This window comes from Adhaeribacter sp. (assembly GCF_057359045.1).
The window spans coordinates 65,767-88,395 of the sequence record NZ_JBMQUD010000025.1; the positions used below are offsets into that span (position 1 = coordinate 65,767).

Here is a 22,629-nt window from a genome sequence, read left to right on the forward strand (position 1 = left end):
TTTAACCTAATAAATTACTTATTTGGGTAATTGCATCTTTCGATTCGGCGAGAACCAGTAAATTATCAAGGGGCTGCAGGCGGGTAGCGCCATTGGGCGTCAGGTAATTATCATTTCTTTTTATTACCACAATTAAGGCGGTTTTGGGGAACCCGATTTCTACTATTTGCTTACCTACCACCGGGGCATTGGGCGGAATTTCAATTTCTATTAACTCCGACGTTGAATTTTCAAGCACACCTAAGCCACTGGCCTGTTTTAACTTAAGGGTTTCTGGCTCGGCTACCTTTAACCATTTGGCAATAGCCGAAAGGGTGGTGCCTTGCAGGGCAATAGACGTAATCGAAATAAAAAATACAATATTAAAAATCATGTCGGCTTTTTGTACGCCGGCTACCAAAGGGTAAGTCGCAAATACAATGGGTACCGCTCCACGCAAACCCACCCACGAGATAAAAAGCTTACTCCGGAAATTAAGTTTAGAAAAACTTAAACTGATAAAAACGCTTAAAGGCCGGGCCACTAAAATCAGGAAAACCGAAATAAGCACACCAACGCCAATAATGGGCATAATGCGGCTCGGAAAAACGAGTAAACCCAAGGTCAAAAACAAAATAATTTGCATGAGCCAGGCCAGCCCATCATAAAAATTAAGTAAACTTTTTTTATGAATAAAGCTTTTATTGCCCAGCATTACGCCCAGAATATACACGGCTAAATAACCGTTGCCTCCTACAAAATCGGTAGCTGAGTAAGTAAAAAAAGCAAATGACAGCAGCAGTACCGTATACAAGCCTTCTATTTCGAGACCAATGTGGTTTATAATAAACACACTGGCGCGCCCCATAGCATAACCAATGGCTGCCCCAAAGAGCATTTGTTTCAGAAACATAGGTAAAATGCTCCAAAAGCTCTGGTCTTCGTTCTGAATTAAAGTAATAAGTGAAACGGTTAGGAAAAACGCCATCGGGTCGTTGCTGCCGCTTTCTAATTCCAGGGTAGGACGCAGGTTATTTTTTAAGCCGATGCTTTTAGACCTTAAAATTGAAAAGACCGCGGCGGCATCGGTAGAAGATACCGTAGCACCCAGCAAAAAGCCTTCGAGTAAACTAAAATCGAGCAGGTAAGCCACAAACACGCCCACCACGCCTGCCGTCAGGAGCACGCCCAGCGTAGACAGCACCAGACCCCGGGTAATAACCGGTTTTATTTGTTGCAGGTTGGTATCTAAGCCACCGGAGAAGAGAATGGAAACCAGGGCAATTACGCCCACAAATTGCGCTGAAACCGGGTTGTCGAAATAAATCTGGCCAATACCTTCAGAGCCGGCCAGCATTCCAATCAGTAAAAATAATACCAGCGTAGGCACTCCAAACCGGTTAGATGCTTTACCCGCCAGTATGCTGATAAACAAAAGTATCGAACCAATTAAAAGAATGTTTTCGTTGGATAATGTCATTACTAAGCTTCAAGATTAGATAGAAATAATATTTATTCTCGTTGGTTCAGTGCCTGGCTTTTGGCTTAAGTGGTCGCCGTAATATAGTTCAGGGTCGTGCCGGAGTCGTTTACCACCAGTTGGGCCGTTCGCCCGCAAACCAAGGCCAGGTTTTCAGGTTCGTGGCCCGTCGGGAAGCCAAAAGCTACCGGGAAATTATATTGGCTTACGTGTTCCTGAATTATTTCGTAAGCATTTTTACCAAAAGGTACGGCATTATCTTTCATGTCGCTCATATCGCCTACGATTAAACCCGCCAGATATTTGAGTTTACCAGTCCGGTCTAACTGCACCAGCATGCGGTCTATGTGGTAAAGATATTCGTCGAGGTCTTCGAGAAAAAGAATTTTTCCGGCTGTATCTATATCCGAAGCCGTACCCATACAAGTTGCCAGCAAGCTTAAATTTCCCCCAATTAATAAGCCTTGTCCCGTGCCAGCTTTATTTAGCGTGTGCACCGGCGCGTCGTAAGTAATGGACTGGCCAAATAATACCCGGCGCAAACTTTCTACTGCATTTTCTGCACCTGCTTTTGCAAAAAGTGCGGGCATGGTGCCATGGATGCTTTCAATACCAAAATTATGGACGTGGCTGTGCAAAGCGGTAATATCACTAAAGCCAATCAGCCATTTGGGATTTTGCCGGAATAGCGTAAAATCTATCTTATCGAGCAGCCGGGTAGTGCCGTAACCCCCCCGGGCACTAAATACTGCTTTTATTTCGGGATTATCTAAAACGGCCTGAAAATCAGCAATCCGGAGGCTATCAGGACCGGCAAACTGGTGGTAACTGGCGTGCACGGTTTCACCTAATATTACCTCTAAGCCCCAACTTTCCAGCATTTGAATAGCCGGCTGTAAATCAGTTAAATCAACTTTGCGGGCTAGGGCTACAATGGCTATTTTATCACCGGACTTAAGACAGAGGGGAGAAAGCATGTGCAAAATATAATTAAGTATTTTGGTTATAATACATTAGGGAAGCTCTGGAACTGATGGGTCGACTAATTTGATAGAACGAAGACCAAAGTAACTAGCTACACTGCTATTAAAGTAATGCGCGGAATCCGGACTTAATTCTACCTTAAAAATGGTTTTGGGATAAGCTTGCGGATTGGCTAATACCGGCGGAACCGCCAGCACCAGCCGATGATTATTTCTGGCTTTGCGCAAAGTAGCGTATCTGCTTTTTAAACCGGCATCATATTTTGAGGCTTTGAAAAATAAATCCTGATAAGCCTGTACCACATGAAAGGAAGAAAGTATGCCTGCCAGAAACATTATTAAAATAAGATTGAGTAACCGGGTTTGTAACTTTCGGTTGAGCGAAATAATAATTTGGCTGTCTTCTTTCAAGTAGGGAATTAGCAAAAATAAACCAACAACCCAGTAAATAAAAAAATTAAACCAAATAACATTTACCGCCCGGTCTACTAATCCGGATAAACCGGTACTAAAAAGTACCAGGAAAAGCTGCATAATTAAGGTTAAAAATACTGCCGCTATATAAAGTACGATTTGATAAAGGTTTTTAAACCTAAGTACGGGCTTTACTTGGTATTTCCAGATTAAAATAGCTAACAGAAAAGAAGTACTGACAAGGGGTAAACCAAAAATCCAGTTCTTGATTTTAATAAGTAAATACTGCGCGGCTATTAATAATATTTTAGCTACGTAAACAACTGATGTAGTAGTTATAATATCATTATTCAGGGTTTTGGCTCGCGCCAGATTGCCAGGTGCGCTCAACGAAAAGAAAGCTGCCCCACTAATAAGTAAAAAAGCGATCAGGTATATAAAGCCTGTTTTTTTTGAATTGGTGTAAAACAGATAAACCAGCACCGCAAAATTGAGGGTTACTGTATTTACCAAAGCCAATTCATTAGAGCCAACCTGTATGATACTCAGGAAAGCAATGCCCGTTATATTCAAAACCGCTTTTTGCGGTTCTTTGTCCGACAGCAATTTAGTTAACAAAACTAGTTGCAATAGAAACAGAATTAGGGGAATACCATATACGCAATTGGCGGCAAACCAGTAAAATAATTCCTGTACGCTTTCCATCTCCAGGATAAAACAAATAAAAAGGACTAGCGAAAAAGGGAGTGTCTGAATATACGTCAAGCGTTGGTTGAAATACTGGTATAAAAAGTAAGTAAGAGTTATAATAAATATAATTAGGAACAGAACTGGGTAAATTTTAATACCCGTTAGCCAGTTAGCATAAATTAAGGGATTAATCAGAGCCACTATGAGAGTAGAGGCATACCGTCCGGTCCGATGTTGGAATTGGAATTCCTGAAAGGCAATCCGACCATATCTTTTTACAGCATCGGCGTGACCAAAATCGTCGATAGTAGGATGGTTGTAAAATGATAGGCAGAAGAAAGCGCCTACGCCAAGCAAACAAATAATTATTAGCAAACTAACCGTAAAATAATTTTTTAAAAAGTGCATGAAGCATTTATATATAACATAATGGTAAATAATGTTTATAGGAGTACCTATGCCAAAAACTTGATTTCGGAAGTTATGTGGCGCAGATTCATCTATTGAAACTTAACACCAGGCATAAGGATACCGGCAGCGGTGTTAGCCGGATGTTTGTTTTTTTTACACGCTAAAAATATAAACTCCAAATCAAATAAATAACGGTTAATCTGGTTTTTTGAAAAAGAGCCCTGTTATTGCGATTACATCCTCAGACCGCATTGGGTATCATTATGTGTAACTCTAAAACCAATAATTAAAATTTAATGAGCCTGGAAACGTCCGATTTAAAGACCGGAATACCTTTATAATACTGGTGATTGTGGGTTCCAACTGCAATATCAGAATTGCTCGTTAATAATGTATTATAAACGGTCACCAAACTTCGGGTCAGGGTAGGTACGGGAAGTCCACATCTGTATAAAAGTAAAATTCGTGACGGCACGTTTGCAAACCATGGTGTAAGGTATAAATCTTTACCTTGATTATCCGGGTAGCATAGATAGGTGAAATTAACTAATCTTTGCCGTAGTAGGTTAATAGCTGCGGGCTTAGTGCCTTTTATCGAGCCTCATCTACTAAATAATTAAGTCAGTTCCGGGGAAAAACTTATTTATGGCATTAACATTTTTAATAATTATACCGAGCCAACCTGGTGCCGGATTATAACAAGGTAAAATAAAATCTAGTTGAGACATAATCAGGTTGAAATTTTCGAAAAAGCGCAGCTCACAATACAAATACCCATTAGGCACTTTAAAGAACAATCAAATTTTTAGGATGAAAACGGCACTTGGTTACCACTTCATACCCGCAAACACACCTCCTCAGGGTATTTTTTAGCTTATTTTGGCACTTTATAAAATTGCTCGATTTGCTCCGGAATATGCAGATATAAGGAAAAAGCAGGTGCAAAGCCTAATCTTTTCACCTGCTTTATAATAGCTAATATAATTCCGATTTATTTATGCCGGCGGCTTGAAGATAGCTTTATTTTAAAATCGTAAAACTATCAATAGGTTTAAGCCAAGGCTCTAATCAGGATTAGAAAGAAACATATCAAGGCAAAATACTGGAAACTATGGTTTTGCGATAATTAAAACTTGGCACGTACTTAATTTAGCCTTACGTAAATTTATTCTGGTTACGCAAGCCTTCTTTAGTTCTCATCTGCAGAGAATACAGCCACTTTCTCTACTTCATAGTTATTAGTTTTGTCAACCGATTTAAAATTGCCGGTGCTTACCAAAAAGGCATCTGAGGCCCGCAATAAATCCTGGTTTTGCAACAACGTTTCGAGTTTAATAAAACCAATCACATACCGGAAATCCTGGCTCTGGAACTTCTCGCTAATGCTGGCAAAAGGTAATTGCTGCAACAAGGCTTTATCGGCGTAGCGCAGGTAAACTTCTACCTCAATATTATCCGACGAGTTAACTTCTATGTGCTGTAAATGCTTTTTGTACTCATACTTATAGCCGTAGGTAAGCGCCGAAATATCGGATAATACCGCCGAACCGGTGGGATAACCGCCGGCACCTTTACCCGAGAAGAATTGCTTCTCCGAAAAAGCAGCTTCTACAATTACGCCGTTGTTTTCGTTTTCGACATTAAATAATGGGTGAAACCGGTTTACAAACTGCGGCATTACAAATAAGGAAATAGTAGCCTCATCTACTTTGCTTACGTGCGGTACTAACTTTATTTTGTAGCCCTTTTCTTTGGCGTACTGAATATCGTGTTGCGATAATTTCTGAATGCCAATGTTGAAAATATTATCCGGGTTCAGGAATAAACCAAAAGCATGCGCCGCAATAATGGTAAGTTTGTATTTCGGGTCGAAACCGCCTACATCCAATGTCGGGTCGGTTTCGGCAAAGCCTAAATCCTGGGCTTGTTTTAAAGCTACTTCGTAGCCCAAGCCTTCGTTAAATATTTTAGATAAAATATAGTTAGACGAACCATTGAAAATGCCACTTACTGAGTAAAGCAACTCGTTGTCGTAATATTCTTCTAAAGTACGAATAATAGGAATACTGCCGCAGCACGAGGCTTCGTATAACAAAGAAACCCCGTTTTCTTCTTGTAGCTGTACCAATTCTTGGAGGTGCTGGGCCACCATTTTTTTATTAGCGGTAACTACGCTTTTGCCTTTTTTCATGGCTTCCGATACAATCAGGAAAGCTTCTTCGGCATCGTCTATCAACTCTACAATCAGGTCAATTTCGGGGTTGTTCAGCAACTCGTATTTATCGAAAGTAAAATAATCGAGCGGTAGCTTGCGCTTTTTGGTCCGGTCTTTTACGCAAATGCGGGCAATACTGGCTTTTATGCCCCGGCTGTTACGTAAAACATCGTAAAGGCCCTGGCCCACCACGCCAAAACCAAATAAGCCTATGTTTAAATCTTTGTGTGTTGTCATGATTTATTTGGCTACGGAAAGCCCGTAGAATGCTTCTAATAATTGGGTAAGCTGGCCGGTTTCAATTAAAAAACCATCGTGGCCATAAAAAGAATCTATTTCCTGGTAAGCGGCGTTGGCAATGTGCGCCGCTATATATTTCTGTTCCGATACCGGAAACAAAACATCGGAACTGATACCAATTACCAAGGTTTTAGCTTTTACCTCGGCCAGAGCGGCCTCTACGCTGCCCCGGTGCCGGCCTACGTTGTGCGAATCCATGGAGCGGCTTAGCGAAACATAAGCGTACGCATCAAAACGGTTTACCAGTTTATCGCCTTGATAGTTCTGGTAAGAGCTGGCCCGGAAATTATCGGTTTTAGATAAGTCGGTTTCGAACTGAGTTTTAGAATAGGTGTCGTAATTGCGGTAACTAAGTAAAGCAACAGCGCGAGCGGCTTTTAAACCATTGCGCCCCCCGGACGGAATATTTTGCCGGTAAGTTTCGTCGGCGAAAATAGCCAGGCGTTGGGCCTCGTTAAAACCAATACCCCACGGCGAATGAAAGGCATTGGTGGCCACAACAATTAAATTTTTTATATGCTGTGGTTTCAGAATAGCAAATTCTAAAGCTTGCTGGCCGCCCAAAGAACCGCCAATTAACGTATGAATCTGTTCAATTTCCAGGTGGCGACGTAATAAATCGTGGGCCTCGGCCATATCCCGAATGGTAATTTGCGGAAAAGCCTGGCAGTAAGGCTGGTTGGTAACGGGGTTTAGGCTTAAAGGACCGGTAGTGCCGTAACAGGAGCCCAGCACATTGGCGCAAATAATAAAGTGTTCTTGCGGGTTAAATAAATTGCCGTCGCCAAATAATCCTTTCCACCAATCCAGTACATCTGAGTTAGCCGTTAAGGCGTGACACACCCAAATAACGTTATCTTTCTTCTGATTTAATTTCCCGTAAGTATGGTACGTAATCTGGATTTCGGGTAAAATTTGCCCGCTCTCCAGCGCGAAAGGGTACGGGTGCTTAAATATTTCCTGCGGCATGCTATTGGGTATAGAAACTGATATTAAAACATAAATGCGGTGGCAAGCTACACCACCCATTTATGCAGGAATAAATAATTTGTTTTATCAAGTGTTTGGTTTGTTTACCGGTGGGCAAGTTTAACCAAGGTTAAGTTGCCCACCAATAAATAATTTATTTAGATGTTTTGCTGCCGGTATTAATTTTTAGAATCTGCGGTTGCTAACGTTTCTTGTGCAGCGCTCCGTACTTTCTGAAAAGCTTGTTCTAAATCGGCTTTAATATCGTCGATGTGCTCCAGACCTACCGAAATGCGCAGCAGGGTAGGAGTTACGCCGGCATTTTTCTGCTCCTGCTCGTTTAACTGCTGGTGGGTAGTAGCCGATGGCTGAATAATCAGGGTTTTGGCATCGCCTACGTTGGCTAAATGACTTATCAGGCTTAAGCTATCAATAAATGTGGTAGCGTTGGCTTTACTGCCTTTAAGGTTAAACGACAGCATAGCACCGTACCCGCGTTTTAAATATTTATTCGCTAATTGGTAATAAGGGCTGCTGGCCAAACCCGGATAATTTACGCTTTCTACATCGGGGTGCTGTTCCAGCCAGTTAGCCAGCTCCAGGGCATTTTCTACGTGGCGCTGTACCCGCAACGATAAAGTTTCCAGGCCCTGTAACAGCAGGAAAGAGTTAAACGGACTAATGGCCGGGCCAAAATCCCGCAGACCTTCTACCCGCGCTCTTATAGCAAACTGAATATTGCCAAACGGACCATTGGGGCCGAATACATCGCCAAATACCAAACCGTGGTAGCCTTCGGCCGGCATAGAGAACTGCGGGTATTTAGGTTTATTAAAATCGTATTTACCGCCGTCTACAATAACGCCGCCAATGCTGGTACCGTGGCCGCCAATCCATTTGGTAGCCGATTGTACCACAATATGTGCGCCGTGCTCCAAGGGGCGGAATAAATAGCCAGCCGCACCAAATGTATTATCTACAATTAAAGGTAAATCGTGTTGTTCAGCGAGGGCCGCAATGGCTTCAAAATCCGGAATATTAAAGCCGGGGTTGCCAATGGTTTCCAGGTAAAGCGCCTTGGTTTTATCATCGATTAAGCGGGCAAAGCTTTCCGGATTATCGCCGTCAGCAAAACGTACCTCAATGCCCAGGCGCTTAAAAGCTACTTTAAATTGGTTGTAGGTACCACCGTATAAAAACGAAGTACTCACAAAATTATCGCCGGGCTCTAAAATATTATTTAAAGCAATAAATTGGGCGGCCTGGCCCGAAGCCACAGCTAAACCGGCTACACCTCCTTCTAAAGCCGCTACCCGTTTTTCAAACACATCGGTAGTGGGGTTCATAATCCGGGTATAAATATTGCCAAACTCTTTTAAGGCAAATAGATTGGCGCCATGCTCGGCATTTTTAAAAACATAAGAAGAGGTTTGGTAAATAGGCACGGCCCGTGAACCAGTGGTGGGATCTACTTCCTGGCCGGCGTGTAATTGCAGCGTTTCGAAATTAAGGCTTTGGTTTGACATATATTTTCTTTTGGGGATCAGGTTATTTTTTGATTCTAATAAAAAGGCCGTTTTTGTTTATAACGGTAAAATGCATAATACGCACAGAAAAGGTATAAACCTTAAGGTTGCTGGGGGCTACAACAGCAACAACAACTTGTTACAGGTAGGTAAACAGATACCATAAGGTCATTGGGTGCCAGGTAAACGGCATCGGGCGCACTGGCTAAGAAAGAAAGTTTTTTCATGTTGTTCTTAATTTATATTTCCCATTGCTGGGATAGGATTTGGCACCTTTCAGTCGGGTGAGGTTGCCAGAGGGTCCCGGAGCCTATTCTCTCGCCTCTTCTTTATAAATCAATCCTTAATAAATCAGGAAAGGGTAATACTGTTGCAAATAAAATAAATTTCTATGGAGCTTTCTAATTTTTTGCTAAAAATTTAATAAAGGCGCTTGCTGGTGTAACTAAGAAAATATGTCTTTAGCCAGATAAGTTAAATAAATAATTAGGATTAATTTACTACAAATTAGCTGTGTATTAAGTATAAAAGTTTAGTGCCAGAATTATACTTTTTTTGCCTGCAGCGCTTTTAATGATATTTGTTTTAACCGCGATATAAAGTACTTTTGTCCTTTTATTGGACCTGCAATTTATGGAAATAGTAAGAGGCCTCCTGGGCTTACTCGTTTTACTAGGTATTGGCTATATTTTTTCAACAAATAGAAAAAGAATAAACTGGCGACTAGTAGGCGTGGGGGTGTTTTTACAAATTTTATTTGGTGCCTTGGTAACCAAAGTGGCTTTTATATCCGGTATTTTTGAATTTTTAAGCCGTGTTTTTGTAAAACTTCTGAGCTTTTCCAGTGCGGGTGCCCAATTTTTATTTGGTAGCCTCGCCGACCCCGCCCAAAATGGTGGCCTGGGGTATATTTTTGCTTTTAACGTATTACCTACTATCATTTTCTTTTCAACCGTATCGGCGGGTTTATACTATCTGGGCGTTTTGCAAAAGATAGTTTACGGTATTGCCTGGATTATGTCTAAAGGCATGAGGTTGTCGGGAGCCGAGAGTTTATCGGCCGCCGGCAATATTTTTCTGGGCCAAACCGAAGCACCGCTCCTGGTACGGCCATTTATTGCCAGCATGACTAAATCGGAGTTAATGTGCCTCATGACGGGTGGCATGGCCACGCTGGCGGGTGGAGTACTGGCTGCTTATGTTTCTTTCTTAGGCGGCAGCGATCCGGTTCAGCAAACTGTTTTTGCGGCGCATTTGCTAACGGCTTCGGTTATGAATGCCCCGGCCGGAATTGTATTGGCTAAAATGCTGGTGCCCGAAACAGAAGAAGAAAAAATTAATACCCAATTAGAGGTTAACAAAGAAGCATTGGGGGTAAATATTATCGATGCTATGTCTATTGGAGCCGCCGATGGTTTGCGGCTGGCGGCTAACGTGGGCGGCATGCTGCTGGCTTTTATTGCCATAATTGCTTTGCTTAATTATATCTTATTAAAAGTAGGTAGCGTATCGGGGTTAAACGACGTAATTGTAAACAGCACGAGCGGTCAGTTTAGCGGACTTTCTTTTCAATACCTGTTGGGCCAAATATTCCGGGTATTTGCTTTTTTAATTGGCATTCCGTGGGTAGATACCCTGCAAGTAGGGAGTTTACTGGGGCAGAAAACTGCTATTAATGAATTTGTGGCTTATTTAGATTTATCTAAAATGAAGGCGGCAGGCACCCTTAGCCCTAAATCGGTGGTAATGGCTACGTACGCGTTATGTGGCTTTTCTAACTTTAGCTCTATTGCCATCCAAATAGGTGGTATTGGCAGCATGGCTCCCAACCAGCAAGGTAATTTATCGCGTTTAGGATTGTATGCTCTGTTAGGGGCTTCTATTGCGTGTTTAATGACGGCTACCGTAGCCGGAATATTATATTCCATTTAACTGGCTTTTATACCCACTGTTATAGCATAATAAGAAAGCCCATCTAACCAGATGGGCTTTCTTATTATGCCTGAAGGGAGCTATACTTAATTGCCTTCGGTAAACCGGCGGTTTACTTCGTCCCAGTTAATTACGTTAAAAAAGGCGTTAATATAATCTGGCCGACGATTCTGGTATTTTAAGTAATAAGCATGTTCCCAAACATCTAAGCCCAGTATCGGGAAACCGTTACAGCTATCTACATCCATAAGCGGGTTGTCTTGGTTGGCGCTGGAACAAATTTGCAGAGAATTGCCCTCCATTTTGCAAAGCCAGGCCCAGCCAGAACCAAAACGGGTAGTAGCGGCTTTGGTAAATTCTTCTTTAAATTTCTCATATGAGCCAAAAGAATTTTTAATAGCTTCGGCAACCGGGCCGGTTGGCTCGCCGCCACCGTTCGGTGAAAGTATTTTCCAGAACAAATTATGGTTATAATAACCACCACCATTGTTGCGCACGGCCGCCGGCGCCTGGCTAATCTGCTGTAAAATTTCTTCTATCGATTTACCTTCCAGGTCGGTACCCTGGATAGCGTTATTTAAATTAGTGGTATAAGCCTGATGGTGTTTTGTATGATGAATTTCCATCGTTTGGCTATCAATGTGGGGCTCCAGTGCATCGTAAGCATAGGGTAGCTGAGGTAATTCAAAAGCCATAGTTTTATCTTTTAAAGGTTAGAATATATTTTGCTTGCAGGTCAAATATAGAGGCTATATCCGTTTATTCAAAAAGAATTCTGACATTAGATTAGCGCATTCGTGCGCCAGAATGCCTGTTTCCAGTTCGGTTTTAGGGTGTAATAATTGGCCGCCGAAGCGCCGGAAGCCTCTTTTAACATCGGGGGTGGCAAATACTACCCGTTTAAGTTGCGCCCAGTAACTGGCTCCGGCACACATTACACAGGGCTCTACGGTAACATACAACGTACAATCTTTCAGGTATTTGTTACCAATATTATTAGAGGCGGCGGTAATAGCCAAAATTTCGGCGTGGGCCGTTACATCGTTTAGTTTTTCGGTTTGGTTATAAGCCTTGGCAATAATTTTGTTACCGCAAACCACCACAGCCCCAATCGGAATTTCCCCTTCTTCTTTGGCGTATAAAGCTTGTTTGTAAGCCTCCCGCATAAAATATTCGTCGCTAAAAATAGTAAGCACTAAGCAAAAAAGGGTTTATATGGAAAAATAAGACTGATAAACAATTATAGTACGTGCCTTAGCCCTTGTAGGGTTATGCACTAACTTTAATTGACTGCATAATTTTGTGGGCAGTTTCCTGCCAGGCTTCTTTTAAATCTATGGGTACGTTAAAGGTAAATATTAAAAGTTTTTCTTTGGCAATGGTGTACTGCACAATGGTATAGCGCCGGATAGGAGCAAATTTTTTACTACGGGCTTCTTCGTCGCGCATTACAGAAGTAAACTCAAAAACCACAAATTCCTGGTTCTTAACTTTTTTTATTTCGTTGCGGATAAATTTAACTTCAGAATATTTGTTATTGATGCTGGCTTTGTAAAAATCCTGCACCATTTTTAAATCATTCTGATGAAACATGCTGGGCCTTTCGGTAAGAATAAAATCAATCTGGCCATTGTTGCTGCTATAGGCGGCCAAAGGCTTTCGCGGCGACGGATATTTAGAAGCAATGGCATCATCCGGCATAACCACAAAATCTTGTGGCAAAGCAATGGAGATATCTTTAGAGATATTTACTGTTTTTAATTTAGGGGCTGCAAAACCAACCAAAATAATAAAAAGGCTAAGGCCAGCTAAATAATATTTCATGGGTAAAGGGGTTATTCTTTTAATTATTTTTTATAAACGTAGACTAATTAGCAATTATATTGCCACTAAGTGTATTCACTTACAAATTTAGAGACTTATATTTAAGGGTTGTAACTTTTAACAATAGAAAGTGCTTTAATGAAGGTTTATAAAAAAAATCATAAATTAAATAAAATAAACAATTGATTGCTGCCGTTATTCTTGTTGTGCACTAATTGTAAAAAATACATTATAGTTGCTTGTTGATCAAGGTTATATATAGTTAAATTAATATGGTGTTGAAAAAATAATTAGATTTAGCTTGCAGCTTTTTAGCCGGAATAATAACTTTGTTCCGGTTTTAAAAGTTATTGAGCAAGTGAAAGTGCAACTTCGGGCTTTTTTAATTTTGTAGATGGCTAAAATTTTGGTGAATATGCGGCGTATTAGTACAAAAAAGAAGCGGGAGTTATACAGTTTAACTTCCTTGGTTTTTCACTTAGCAGTATTTATTGTTTTGTTAATTTCTTTGGGCTCCGATGCTGATGATAACAAAACCGCTCAAAACAAGAAAGTTAATCCCTCCAAAGAATCTACAGCCAGGCTGGTTAGCTTTTTTGCCAGCACCTATCCCTGAAATTAATTTTTGCCCGGCAATTTTCTCTTACTTTTTACTACCTCCTTATTAAGTTTAATCAGTTTTTTCTGCAGTTAAGAGGTACTTACCCTATTCAATTCTTTAATTTCCCCATAAATATAGCGCGAATTAATTCCGCTATAAGCTTTTATTGCCGCTATTTAAATAGTAGGCTATGGCAGTTAAATTTATTTTCTTTAAGTTTGACCTGTTATCAGAAAAGCCGGGAACTTGCTTCGGGCTTATTCAAATAAAATATATCTAACTTAAAATATTTGCCTATTTACGTTTATTATGCTACGAACACATACTTGCGGCGAACTAAATATTTCTCATGTCGGCACTGAAGTTACCTTAACGGGTTGGGTGCACAAAACCCGCGATAAAGGCGGTATGATGTGGATTGATATTCGGGACCGGTATGGCTTAACGCAATTAAAGCTCGAAGAAGGCGTAACTGCCCCGGAAATATTGGTAGCTGCCCGCGAACTAGGGCGGGAATACGTTATAAAAGCCACCGGCAGTGTTATTGAGCGCATTTCTAAAAACGATAAACTGGCAACCGGTGATATAGAAATTCAGGTGAAAGAGCTGGCGGTACTCAATCCGGCCAAACTGCCGCCTTTCCTGATCGAAGACGAAACCGATGGCGGCGACGATTTGCGCATGAAATACCGCTATTTAGATTTACGCCGCAATGCCGTGCGTAAAAACCTGGAACTGCGCCACCAAATGATGCAACAAACCCGCGCTTATTTAGATGCGCGTCAGTTTATTGAAGTAGAAACTCCGGTATTAATTAAATCTACGCCCGAAGGCGCCCGCGATTTTGTGGTACCCTCGCGCATGAACCCCGGCGAGTTTTATGCTTTGCCGCAATCGCCGCAAACCTTTAAGCAGTTGTTAATGGTTTCGGGTTTCGATAAATATTTTCAGATTGTAAAATGCTTCCGCGACGAAGATTTACGCGCCGACCGGCAGCCCGAGTTTACCCAGATTGACTGCGAGCTCTCGTTTGTTACCCAGGAAGATATTCTGAATACATTTGAAGGTTTAGTAAAACACTTGTTTGCCCAAGTAAAAGGCTTAGAGATTGATACGCTGCCCCGCATGACCTACGCCGATGCCATGCAATATTACGGTAACGATAAGCCGGATACGCGTTTTGAAATGAAGTTTGTGGACTTAACCGAAAGGGTAAAAGGGCAAGGGTTTAAAGTTTTTGACGAAGCTGAATTGGTAATTGGCATTAACGCTAAAAATAGCGCAAGCTATACCCGCAAGCAACTCGACGAACTAACCGAATTTGTAAAGAAACCGCAATTAGGCGCAACTGGGTTAATTTACGCCCGCGTAGAAGCCGACGGTACGGTTAAGTCATCGGTAGATAAATTTTTTAACCAAGAGGCTTTACAGGCCTGGGCACAAGCTTTTGCGGCTGAACCCGGCGATTTGTTTTTGATTGTAGCCGGTAATACCGATAAAACCCGCAAAGCGTTATCGGAGCTTCGGTTAGAAATGGGCGAACGCCTGGGGCTGCGCGATAAAAATAAATTTTCGCCGTTGTGGGTAGTAGATTTTCCGTTGCTAGAGTGGAACGACGAAGCCCAACGTTATTTTGCGATGCACCATCCGTTTACCTCTCCTAAACCCGAAGACATTGCATTGCTGGATAGCAATGCCGGTGCCGTACGGGCCAATGCCTACGACATGGTTATAAACGGGGTAGAAGTAGGCGGTGGATCTATCCGGATTTACGACCGGCCTTTGCAAGAGCGTATGTTTAAACTTTTGGGCTTTACCGACGAAGAAGCCCAGGCACAATTTGGCTTTTTACTTAATGCTTTTGAATACGGCGCGCCGCCGCACGGGGGTATTGCTTTTGGTTTCGACCGGCTTTGTTCTTTATTTGGTGGTGCCGATTCTATCCGGGATTTTATTGCTTTCCCTAAAAATAATTCCGGCCGCGATATGATGATCGATTCGCCTTCACCTATTTCATCGGAACAATTAAATGAATTGCAGATTCAGGTAAAAACCAAGTAAAATATTAACTATAAATTTAAAGAGTAACCTGTTGCGCTAATCAGAAGAATTAGCCAGCAGGTTACTCTTTTGTTTTTACAGCAATTGAACCGGACGGTTCAGACTTTCTTCTAAAGAAATTAAAGTTTCGGTACGTTGAATACCCGGTACTTTCTGAATTTTATCGGTAAGTACGTTTTTTAAATGGGCTGTATCTTTGCAGATAAGTTTGGCAAACATACTCCACTCGCCAGTAGTATAATTTACGCTAACCACTTCGGGTATTTTTTTCAATTGCTCCAGCACCTCGGGGTACATCGAGCTTTTCTTTAAATAAATACCTAAAAAGGCGCTGATATCATAGCCCAGGTTGGAGTAGTTGAGCTTTAACTGGGTGCCGGTTACAATACCCATTTGCTCCATTTTCTTCATCCGGACGTGTACAGTACCACCCGAAACGAATACTTCTTTTCCTACATCCGCGTAGGCCATTTTGGCGTCATCCATCAATAACGATAGAATCCGCAGATCTGTATTATCAATTTCTAAATTTTTGAGCATATTTTTAACGCCTTTTTGATTTGATTTAACAAAAGTAACATAAAATTTAAAATAGCATAAATTTATCAGAAAATATTTAATAAATTTTGAAAACCTGCGTAATTGGTATATCTTTGAAAAAGAAAAAAACATTGTAGGGTGTTGAAACTGGCAGACAAGCCCTCCTCTCTCGGGGGTGGAGAACTCTAGAATAAAACAAGCAATTGTCTAACTACTCCGTGAAGGTTCGACTCCTTCCCCTACAGCAAAAAGGCCTTTCCTGAGCAGGAGAGGCCTTTTTTATTTTAGTCCTGCTTAAATTTTCCTGTTTTTGGCTGTTGGTTTATCAGGCATTAAGAAGTAATTACATCACGCATTCCGGCCACTACCTGGCAGGGGTACTCAATCAGCATTAAATGTGCGTAAGTAGAAATATTTAAAATTATGCAACAAAAGCCCAATTATTGAAAAATATTATATAAACCTAATATTCTATTAGTTTACCTTAAATATTACCCGCAATCTCGCTGGGTAGCATTTTATAAATACTGTATAGGCTTTATTATTTCTTTATTACGGGCGTGTAGTCTTATTAGAAAAGGAGCCGGTCATTAAAAGCTAACCGCCAAATAAATAGAAACTGTTGGCTTAAGAGCAAACCCTAAACTATTATTCGGGCCAAAATAAGTTATTTATCTAAATAAAGTTAACTTATAATTATTTTCAGGCCGGTCTGTAGCGCAAAAAAGATATTAGACTATTCCTGACTTCTAAGCCATTCTTCGGCCGGTTTAATATCTTCAAATAGCTTAATTGTTATTTTATTGTGTAAGCGGCTTTGTAAGTCCTGAACAGATAATTGCCCAAAAATGCCAGGTGATATGATGTGGGCCATATATTTGATACGATTGTAATTAACGGGTAAAATAACATTTTCTTCTAACCAGAGATTTGCTTTATCCCACGGTCCAATCAAAGCTCGGTTGTCGTTTAAAAGTTTAGAAAAGTTTAAGTTATCTAATTGATTTAAGATTTCGGTAATACCTTTCTTTACATTCTCTACTGATTGGTAACCAATCCAGTTAGCATATAGCCATTTGTTTGCTTGGTCGTATTCTAAATAAAGAAAAGTATTACCGTTCGGGTTTTTTACTTCTAATCTCATCTCCATTTCACTTCTTAAAATAAAAATAAATAGTTTAACAGCAAGCATTTAAACCAGGGTTAAACGCTTTAAAAAATTCTGACTAATTAGTTGGATTAAAGAGGTGGGTTAAGGTGTTTTGGGAGTGAATATACTCAGTAAAATTGCTTTTATGGGAACAAATATATTAAGTAAAACCATTCTAGACGGTAAATATTTGTTAAAAAATTCTGCTTAAGCTTTACCTTCTATAGCAACTAATAAAAACAGCATAAACTACGTGTGCAACTAATAACTGCTAACAGGCAATTGCCAGCAGATGTACAAGCTTAATATTTAACTAACGTTAAAAGTAGTAATAGATTATTCTCTTATTTTTAAAGAGTAACAAATCCTTAATTATTTAATCAGACCCTACAATCCAAATAAAAAAGAATACTGTCTTATACAGGTCTGATTAAATAAATAAAAGCATTACCGTATCTAAAAGCTTACTGAGCTGGTAAATACGGTGAATTAGGTGAATAACTATTTACTTATGTTTAACGCCAAAGCGGACGAACTTCGGCGTTAATAATGCCGAATGGTATACTCAAGATTATAATAATCAGGGCAATTAGCGTAAAAATAAAAGCGTTTTTATGCTTTAGTTCACCGGTAGCTGCTTTTTTAGCTTTGGTGCGGCCTACCTGGGCTAGAATGGCCCCGATAATCATACCTAAGGTGTGCTCAACAGCCCAGAATCGCAACGATGCATTTTTCATGGCTGCGCCAAAGTCGGCAAATATTTGTTGCGTAATAGGGCTGAAAACAAAATATAATAATAAACCAACAACTACCTGCAAATGAACAAAGCCCACAAATATGGCATGTATGGTACTGTTGCCTTTGGTATAAGCACTACGGCTTTGCCAACCAATCAGGGCCTGAATCAGAACAATTATTCCAAATATTAATACCGACCAACGGTTGATAGAGTGGAATTGCAACAGAAAATTATACATATATAGTTAATTATTGGTGAAAGCTTAGAACTGCTGCAAATATAGCCTTACTTCTAAGTTTTACGAAAATTAAGCGTTAAAAAGAATATTTTGTTCTGTTAAAGGCAATATTTGGGCTTTTAAATTATTCCGGTTTTGGCTGAATCTTGGCTTGTGCTAACCTGCCTATTAAATTTTGATAATTGGTAAGCAAATAGTTTTAGTGAGAAGAGTATTTTTAGTTTTTAAATAATAAGTTAGTAGGAAGAAACCTGAAGCAAGTTAAATTTAATACATGCAGGCAAATTATTTTGATGTGTTAATTGTAGGAGCGGGGCCGGCGGGAGCCGCCTGTGCTTTTAAATTAGCACAAACCGGCCTATCGGTAGCAATTTTAGACAAAGCAGTTTTTCCGCGCGATAAAACTTGCGGCGATGCCCTGAGTGTAGATGTGGTAAACCAACTAGCTATGCTTTCGCCGGATTTGGCCGCTGATTTTACCAACTTTACAGCTAAGTTAGCTTCGTACGGAATAAAGATTTATTCGCCGGCCCATCAACATTTAAATATCCCTTTTTACTACAAAAACCAGAAAAGCTGCGGTTACATTTGTACGCGCCTGGAATTCGATAATTTTCTTTTTCAGCGGGTAAAGCAGTGCTCTAATATTACGGTTAAAGAAGGTTGTGAAGTAAAACAGGTAAAGCAAGAACCCCATAGTATTTTAGTAGAAACCAATCAGGGTAATTATACCGGCCAGATAATTATAGGAGCTGATGGTGCGCATTCGGTAGTATCTAAGCATTTAGGTAAAATTAAACTGGAGAAAGACCATTACAGCGCCGGCTTACGGGTTTATTACGAAGGTGTCCAGGCTTTTCACCCGGAAAATTACATTGAGCTCCATTTCTTTAAAGATATTTTACCTGGCTATCTCTGGGTTTTTCCACTGCCTGATAACAAAGCAAATGTGGGTATTGGAATATTGTCGTCGGCTGTATCGGCGAAAAAGATTAATTTAAAAGAGACTTTGCAAGAACTGCTGCATACCGCGCCAAACCTGAAAGAACGTTTTAAAGATGCCCGACCGTTAGAAACCGTAAAAGGTTATGGTTTGCCGCTAGGTTCTAAGCAAAGAAAAATTTCCGGCGAACGATTTCTACTAACCGGCGATGCGGCGGCTTTAATTGATCCTTTTTCGGGCGAAGGAATTGGCAACGCCATTAGAAGTGGCCGGGTAGCGGCTGATCAGGTACTTGCGTGCTTTAAAGAACAAAATTTTTCGGCAGCATTTAACATGGCTTACGACAAAGAAATTTACCGGCGCATGGGCAAAGAGCTTAAGGTAAGTCATCAGTTACAAAAACTCTGTAAGTACCCCTGGTTGTTTAATTTTGTGGTAAAAAAAGGGAATCAGAGTAAATATATCAAACAGTTTTTAATTGATGCTTTGGCTAACGTAGAAATCAAAAAGATGATAACCAAACCGGCTTTTTATTACCGTTTGCTGTTTAAGTAAAATAAGGATTGCTTCATCTTAGACCTGTAAAGTAAATTTAAAAATTGTAAGTAATGGCACTTAGCAGGTTTATTTTATCAACCTGTATTATTAAAGCGCATTGCTGAGTAAGCCCGGGAATAAACCCAGTACAAACGTAAGCACGGCCATAAAAATTAAAGCAAAAGAAGCCAAAGCACTCACCTGAATCCGTTCGCCGCTGGGTTCGCGCATATACATGGAGATAATTACCCGGAAATAATAATAGAAGCCCACAGCCGCCATTAAAATAGCAACTATAATCAGCCACAACAGGTTTTGATCTTGGTTTTGCTCCAGTGCAGCACTAAAAATAAATAGCTTGCCAAAAAAGCCTCCGGTAAGTGGTATACCAGCCAGCGAACACATAGAAATGGTCATGACCGTAGCTAAAAGCGGATTGGTACGGCCTAATCCGTTAAACGCATTGTACGAAACATCGTCACGGTTATCGGCTACTATTTTCAGAATGCCCAGCGCCGCAACAGTGGCTACCGAGTAAGCCAGTGAGTAAAAGAAAATAGCATTCTCAGAACGGTCGTTAAAAGCAAGGAGTGCAATCATTAAATAGCCTGCATGCGAAATACTGGAGTAGGCCATCATGCGCTTAAAGCTGTTTTGGGCTACAGCACCAATATTACCAATAGCCAATGTAATTACGGTCATGGCTACAATAGTAGGATACCAGAAACCGTAGGCACCGGCAAAGGAAACCGACATCAGTTTATAAAAACCGGCAAACCCAGCCGCTTTAACTACGGTACTCATAAAAGCCATAAAAAAAGTAGGTGTACCTTCATAAACGTCCGGGGTCCAGAAGTGAAAAGGTGCGGCCGAAACTTTAAAGGAAATACCAATAAGGGTAAACAATAAACCCATTCCCAGTAAAGGCGTGGTTAATTCGTCTGAGCTTTGGGTGGCGGTAGCCTGGCTGATTTCGGTAATAGAAAAAGTACCAGTAGCGCCGTAAATAAGCACAATGCCAAATAGTAAAAGACCGGTGGCAAAAGAACCCATCAGGAAATATTTGAGCCCGGCTTCGTTCGATTTCAGGTTCTTTTTATCGCTGCCAGCCAGTACGTACATGCTGATAGATAAAATCTCGATACCTACAAAAAGCATGATCAGGTTTTCGTAAGCTACCATCATAATAGCGCCTACCAGAGAAAATAAAAGCATCGAATAATATTCGGCTAAACTTTCGTTTTGCTGATCTATGTACCGTTGCGAGAAAGGTAAAACCAAAATAGTAGTTAAAACAACTATGCCGGTAAAAGCAATAGCAAAATTATCTACCGTGAGCATGCGCTCAAAATAGGTTTGGGTATTGTTCCACTCAGTGAGATTAACCACAAAAACAATGGCCAGGAACAACAGCACCAACGGCATAATAATTTTTTTGGATTTACTAAAACCAATAAACAGGTTTAGAATACCAAAAGAAGTAAGTAATATTATCGAATTCATATCTTAGCGGTTAGCGATTAGTGGTTAGTGATTAGCTTATTATCTAATTATTAAACCAGCTTTCCTCTTTTATCCTTTATCTTTTATCTAAAATCCAGAATCTAATATTTAGCATCTAGTTTCTTAAACTTATCTGTTTATGATGCCCAATAAATGGCCCACAGTAGGTTCGGTTAATTGCAGGAAGGTATTGGGGTGTAAACCAATCCAGAACACCATAATTACCAACGGAATTAAAACAGCTTTTTCCAGACCGGTTAAATCTTTTACGTTTATGGTTGCGGCAGTTTGTTCGCCAAACATTACGCCCTGGAACATGCGTAACATGTAAACGGCTCCTAAAATAATGGTTAAGCCGGCAACTGCTCCCATCCAGTTATTATATTGGAACACCCCAGATAGTAATAAGAACTCGCCCACAAACCCGTTGGTAAGCGGTAATGCCACGGTGCCTAACAAAAGAATCATAAAAAAGATAGACAAGGCCGGGGTAGTTTGGGTAATACCGCCCAGATTGGTGATATCGCGGGTATGCGTACGGCGGTAAATAATATCGATGATAAAGAACATGCCTACCACATTAATACCATGGCTCAGCATCTGGATAATACCACCTTGCATGCCGTGCTCGGTTAAAGTAAATATACCGGCCGCAATTAGCCCTACGTGCCCGATAGAAGAATAAGCCACTAAACGCTTCAGGTCGCGCTGCCGGATAGCAATTATAGAGCCGTAAACAATACCAATGATGGAAAGAATTAAAACCAGGTCATCCCACATGCTTACGCCCTGCGGTACAATAGGCAATAACCACCGGATAACCCCGTAAATACCCATTTTTAGCATGATACCAGAGAGTAACATAGTAGCTTGGGTTGGTGATTCGGTGTAGGTATCTGGCTGCCAGGTATGAAACGGGAAAACCGGCATTTTAATCGCAAAGGCAATAAACAAGAACCAGAAAATCCAGCTTTGCTGGGTAGTATCTAGGCTTAAAGCGTAAAAAGCATTAATGTCGGAGGTATGCGTGCCGGGTGTTTGAAAATACAAATACACAAAGCCTACCAACATAAACAAAGAACCAAATATGGTATAAATAAAGAATTTAAAGGTAATGGGTATCCGGCGCTCGCCGCCCCAAATGGCCGCAATAAAATAGATAGGTATAAGGGCCACTTCCCAGAAAAAATAAAACAGGAAAGCATCAAAAGAAGTAAATACGCCAATTAAACCAGTTTGCATAAACAAGATTAAGGCGTAAAACACATGCGGGTTTTTGTACGAATGCGGAAACGAGGAAAGTATAATTAACGGCACCAGGAAAGTGGTTAAGAAAACCAGGAGTAAACTAATGCCGTCCATGCCAATAGAAAAGTTAATCCCAAAATCAGCAATCCAGGTATGGTCGAAGGTAAACTGGCGATACGCATTGGGTTGGTACTGCATCATGGCCAGTAAAGCCAGAATAAATTCTACAACAGCGGCTCCAAAGGCAGCTCTTTTGGCATTCTGACCTTTAATAAAGAGAATCAGTAAACCAGCCAGGGCAGGCCAAAGAAGTAAGTAAAGGGTTAGATTAGGCATATTCGGTAAT

General features: G+C 40.7%; 17 protein-coding genes and 1 riboswitch. Of the genes, 3 read left to right on the plus strand and 14 right to left on the minus strand.

Going from position 1 to position 22,629, the window contains the following annotated elements; genetic code table 11:
• Position 1 precedes the first annotated feature (1 nt).
• The 6 genes from ACO1R6_RS04400 to ACO1R6_RS04425 all read right to left on the minus strand — a co-directional run bounded on the left by ACO1R6_RS04400 (position 2) and on the right by ACO1R6_RS04425 (position 8,967).
• Positions 2-1,459 (minus strand): potassium/proton antiporter, encoded by a 1,458-nt coding sequence (locus ACO1R6_RS04400; protein WP_486262513.1) that lies wholly within the window; start codon positions 1,457-1,459, stop codon positions 2-4.
• Between the two features lie 65 nt (positions 1,460-1,524).
• Positions 1,525-2,436, minus strand: a complete 912-nt coding sequence (locus ACO1R6_RS04405) for a S66 peptidase family protein (protein ID WP_486262514.1) — start codon at positions 2,434-2,436, stop codon at positions 1,525-1,527.
• Positions 2,437-2,472: 36 nt separating this feature from the next.
• Complete coding sequence (locus ACO1R6_RS04410) at positions 2,473-3,954, minus strand: DUF6056 family protein (RefSeq protein ID WP_486262516.1); 1,482 nt, start codon at positions 3,952-3,954, stop codon at positions 2,473-2,475.
• Between the two features lie 1,192 nt (positions 3,955-5,146).
• Positions 5,147-6,409, minus strand: coding sequence for a homoserine dehydrogenase (locus tag ACO1R6_RS04415; RefSeq protein ID WP_486262517.1), 1,263 nt, complete (start codon positions 6,407-6,409; stop codon positions 5,147-5,149).
• A 3-nt stretch (positions 6,410-6,412) separates the two neighbouring features.
• Complete coding sequence (metX, locus tag ACO1R6_RS04420; protein ID WP_486262519.1) at positions 6,413-7,441, minus strand: homoserine O-acetyltransferase MetX; 1,029 nt, start codon at positions 7,439-7,441, stop codon at positions 6,413-6,415.
• A gap of 179 nt (positions 7,442-7,620) precedes the next feature.
• Complete coding sequence (locus ACO1R6_RS04425) at positions 7,621-8,967, minus strand: O-acetylhomoserine aminocarboxypropyltransferase/cysteine synthase family protein (protein ID WP_486262521.1); 1,347 nt, start codon at positions 8,965-8,967, stop codon at positions 7,621-7,623.
• A gap of 236 nt (positions 8,968-9,203) precedes the next feature.
• Positions 9,204-9,305, minus strand: a riboswitch (SAM riboswitch).
• A gap of 295 nt (positions 9,306-9,600) precedes the next feature.
• Between ACO1R6_RS04425 and ACO1R6_RS04430 the strand changes: the two genes are divergently transcribed.
• The gene (locus ACO1R6_RS04430; protein ID WP_486262522.1) at positions 9,601-10,899 is read left to right on the plus strand and encodes a NupC/NupG family nucleoside CNT transporter; all 1,299 of its coding nucleotides are present in this window, start codon (positions 9,601-9,603) and stop codon (positions 10,897-10,899) included.
• An 86-nt stretch (positions 10,900-10,985) separates the two neighbouring features.
• Here the strand turns inward: ACO1R6_RS04430 and ACO1R6_RS04435 are convergent, their stop codons facing one another.
• From ACO1R6_RS04435 to ACO1R6_RS04445, 3 genes are all read right to left on the minus strand, one after another.
• Entirely contained in the window at positions 10,986-11,594 is a 609-nt protein-coding gene (locus ACO1R6_RS04435) for a superoxide dismutase (protein ID WP_486262523.1), read from the minus strand.
• A gap of 54 nt (positions 11,595-11,648) precedes the next feature.
• The gene (locus ACO1R6_RS04440; protein WP_486262524.1) at positions 11,649-12,095 is read right to left on the minus strand and encodes a nucleoside deaminase; all 447 of its coding nucleotides are present in this window, start codon (positions 12,093-12,095) and stop codon (positions 11,649-11,651) included.
• A gap of 73 nt (positions 12,096-12,168) precedes the next feature.
• Positions 12,169-12,723 (minus strand): hypothetical protein, encoded by a 555-nt coding sequence (locus ACO1R6_RS04445; RefSeq protein ID WP_486262526.1) that lies wholly within the window; start codon positions 12,721-12,723, stop codon positions 12,169-12,171.
• Between the two features lie 910 nt (positions 12,724-13,633).
• Here ACO1R6_RS04445 and aspS point away from each other — a divergent pair.
• Positions 13,634-15,385, plus strand: a complete 1,752-nt coding sequence (gene aspS, locus ACO1R6_RS04450) for an aspartate--tRNA ligase (RefSeq protein WP_486262527.1) — start codon at positions 13,634-13,636, stop codon at positions 15,383-15,385.
• Positions 15,386-15,460: 75 nt separating this feature from the next.
• On the opposite strand, the gene ACO1R6_RS04455 is transcribed toward aspS, so the two are convergent.
• From ACO1R6_RS04455 to ACO1R6_RS04465, 3 genes are all read right to left on the minus strand, one after another.
• Complete coding sequence (locus tag ACO1R6_RS04455) at positions 15,461-15,925, minus strand: Lrp/AsnC ligand binding domain-containing protein (protein ID WP_486262528.1); 465 nt, start codon at positions 15,923-15,925, stop codon at positions 15,461-15,463.
• A 736-nt stretch (positions 15,926-16,661) separates the two neighbouring features.
• Entirely contained in the window at positions 16,662-17,117 is a 456-nt protein-coding gene (locus ACO1R6_RS04460) for a hypothetical protein (RefSeq protein ID WP_486262530.1), read from the minus strand.
• 473 nt (positions 17,118-17,590) lie between these two features.
• The gene (locus ACO1R6_RS04465; RefSeq protein ID WP_486262531.1) at positions 17,591-18,052 is read right to left on the minus strand and encodes a hypothetical protein; all 462 of its coding nucleotides are present in this window, start codon (positions 18,050-18,052) and stop codon (positions 17,591-17,593) included.
• 274 nt (positions 18,053-18,326) lie between these two features.
• Here ACO1R6_RS04465 and ACO1R6_RS04470 point away from each other — a divergent pair, with 274 nt between their 5' ends.
• The gene (locus ACO1R6_RS04470) at positions 18,327-19,550 is read left to right on the plus strand and encodes an NAD(P)/FAD-dependent oxidoreductase (RefSeq protein WP_486262533.1); all 1,224 of its coding nucleotides are present in this window, start codon (positions 18,327-18,329) and stop codon (positions 19,548-19,550) included.
• Between the two features lie 90 nt (positions 19,551-19,640).
• Here the strand turns inward: ACO1R6_RS04470 and ACO1R6_RS04475 are convergent, their stop codons facing one another.
• Positions 19,641-21,035, minus strand: coding sequence for an NADH-quinone oxidoreductase subunit N (locus tag ACO1R6_RS04475; RefSeq protein WP_486262535.1), 1,395 nt, complete (start codon positions 21,033-21,035; stop codon positions 19,641-19,643).
• A 129-nt stretch (positions 21,036-21,164) separates the two neighbouring features.
• A complete protein-coding gene (locus tag ACO1R6_RS04480) occupies positions 21,165-22,619 on the minus strand; it encodes a complex I subunit 4 family protein (protein ID WP_486262536.1) in 1,455 nt (484 codons plus the stop codon).
• Positions 22,620-22,629: the final 10 nt, after the last annotated feature.

Coding starts and splice junctions, on each gene's coding strand:
- ACO1R6_RS04400 (WP_486262513.1), bottom strand. CDS start 1,459: ATGACATTATCCAACGAAAACATTCTTTTAATTGGTTCGATACTTTTG.
- ACO1R6_RS04405 (WP_486262514.1), bottom strand. CDS start 2,436: ATGCTTTCTCCCCTCTGTCTTAAGTCCGGTGATAAAATAGCCATTGTA.
- ACO1R6_RS04410 (WP_486262516.1), bottom strand. CDS start 3,954: ATGCACTTTTTAAAAAATTATTTTACGGTTAGTTTGCTAATAATTATT.
- ACO1R6_RS04415 (WP_486262517.1), bottom strand. CDS start 6,409: ATGACAACACACAAAGATTTAAACATAGGCTTATTTGGTTTTGGCGTG.
- metX (WP_486262519.1), bottom strand. CDS start 7,441: ATGCCGCAGGAAATATTTAAGCACCCGTACCCTTTCGCGCTGGAGAGC.
- ACO1R6_RS04425 (WP_486262521.1), bottom strand. CDS start 8,967: ATGTCAAACCAAAGCCTTAATTTCGAAACGCTGCAATTACACGCCGGC.
- ACO1R6_RS04430 (WP_486262522.1), top strand. CDS start 9,601: ATGGAAATAGTAAGAGGCCTCCTGGGCTTACTCGTTTTACTAGGTATT.
- ACO1R6_RS04435 (WP_486262523.1), bottom strand. CDS start 11,594: ATGGCTTTTGAATTACCTCAGCTACCCTATGCTTACGATGCACTGGAG.
- ACO1R6_RS04445 (WP_486262526.1), bottom strand. CDS start 12,723: ATGAAATATTATTTAGCTGGCCTTAGCCTTTTTATTATTTTGGTTGGT.
- aspS (WP_486262527.1), top strand. CDS start 13,634: ATGCTACGAACACATACTTGCGGCGAACTAAATATTTCTCATGTCGGC.
- ACO1R6_RS04455 (WP_486262528.1), bottom strand. CDS start 15,925: ATGCTCAAAAATTTAGAAATTGATAATACAGATCTGCGGATTCTATCG.
- ACO1R6_RS04460 (WP_486262530.1), bottom strand. CDS start 17,117: ATGCTTGCTGTTAAACTATTTATTTTTATTTTAAGAAGTGAAATGGAG.
- ACO1R6_RS04465 (WP_486262531.1), bottom strand. CDS start 18,052: ATGTATAATTTTCTGTTGCAATTCCACTCTATCAACCGTTGGTCGGTA.
- ACO1R6_RS04470 (WP_486262533.1), top strand. CDS start 18,327: ATGCAGGCAAATTATTTTGATGTGTTAATTGTAGGAGCGGGGCCGGCG.
- ACO1R6_RS04475 (WP_486262535.1), bottom strand. CDS start 21,035: ATGAATTCGATAATATTACTTACTTCTTTTGGTATTCTAAACCTGTTT.
- ACO1R6_RS04480 (WP_486262536.1), bottom strand. CDS start 22,619: ATGCCTAATCTAACCCTTTACTTACTTCTTTGGCCTGCCCTGGCTGGT.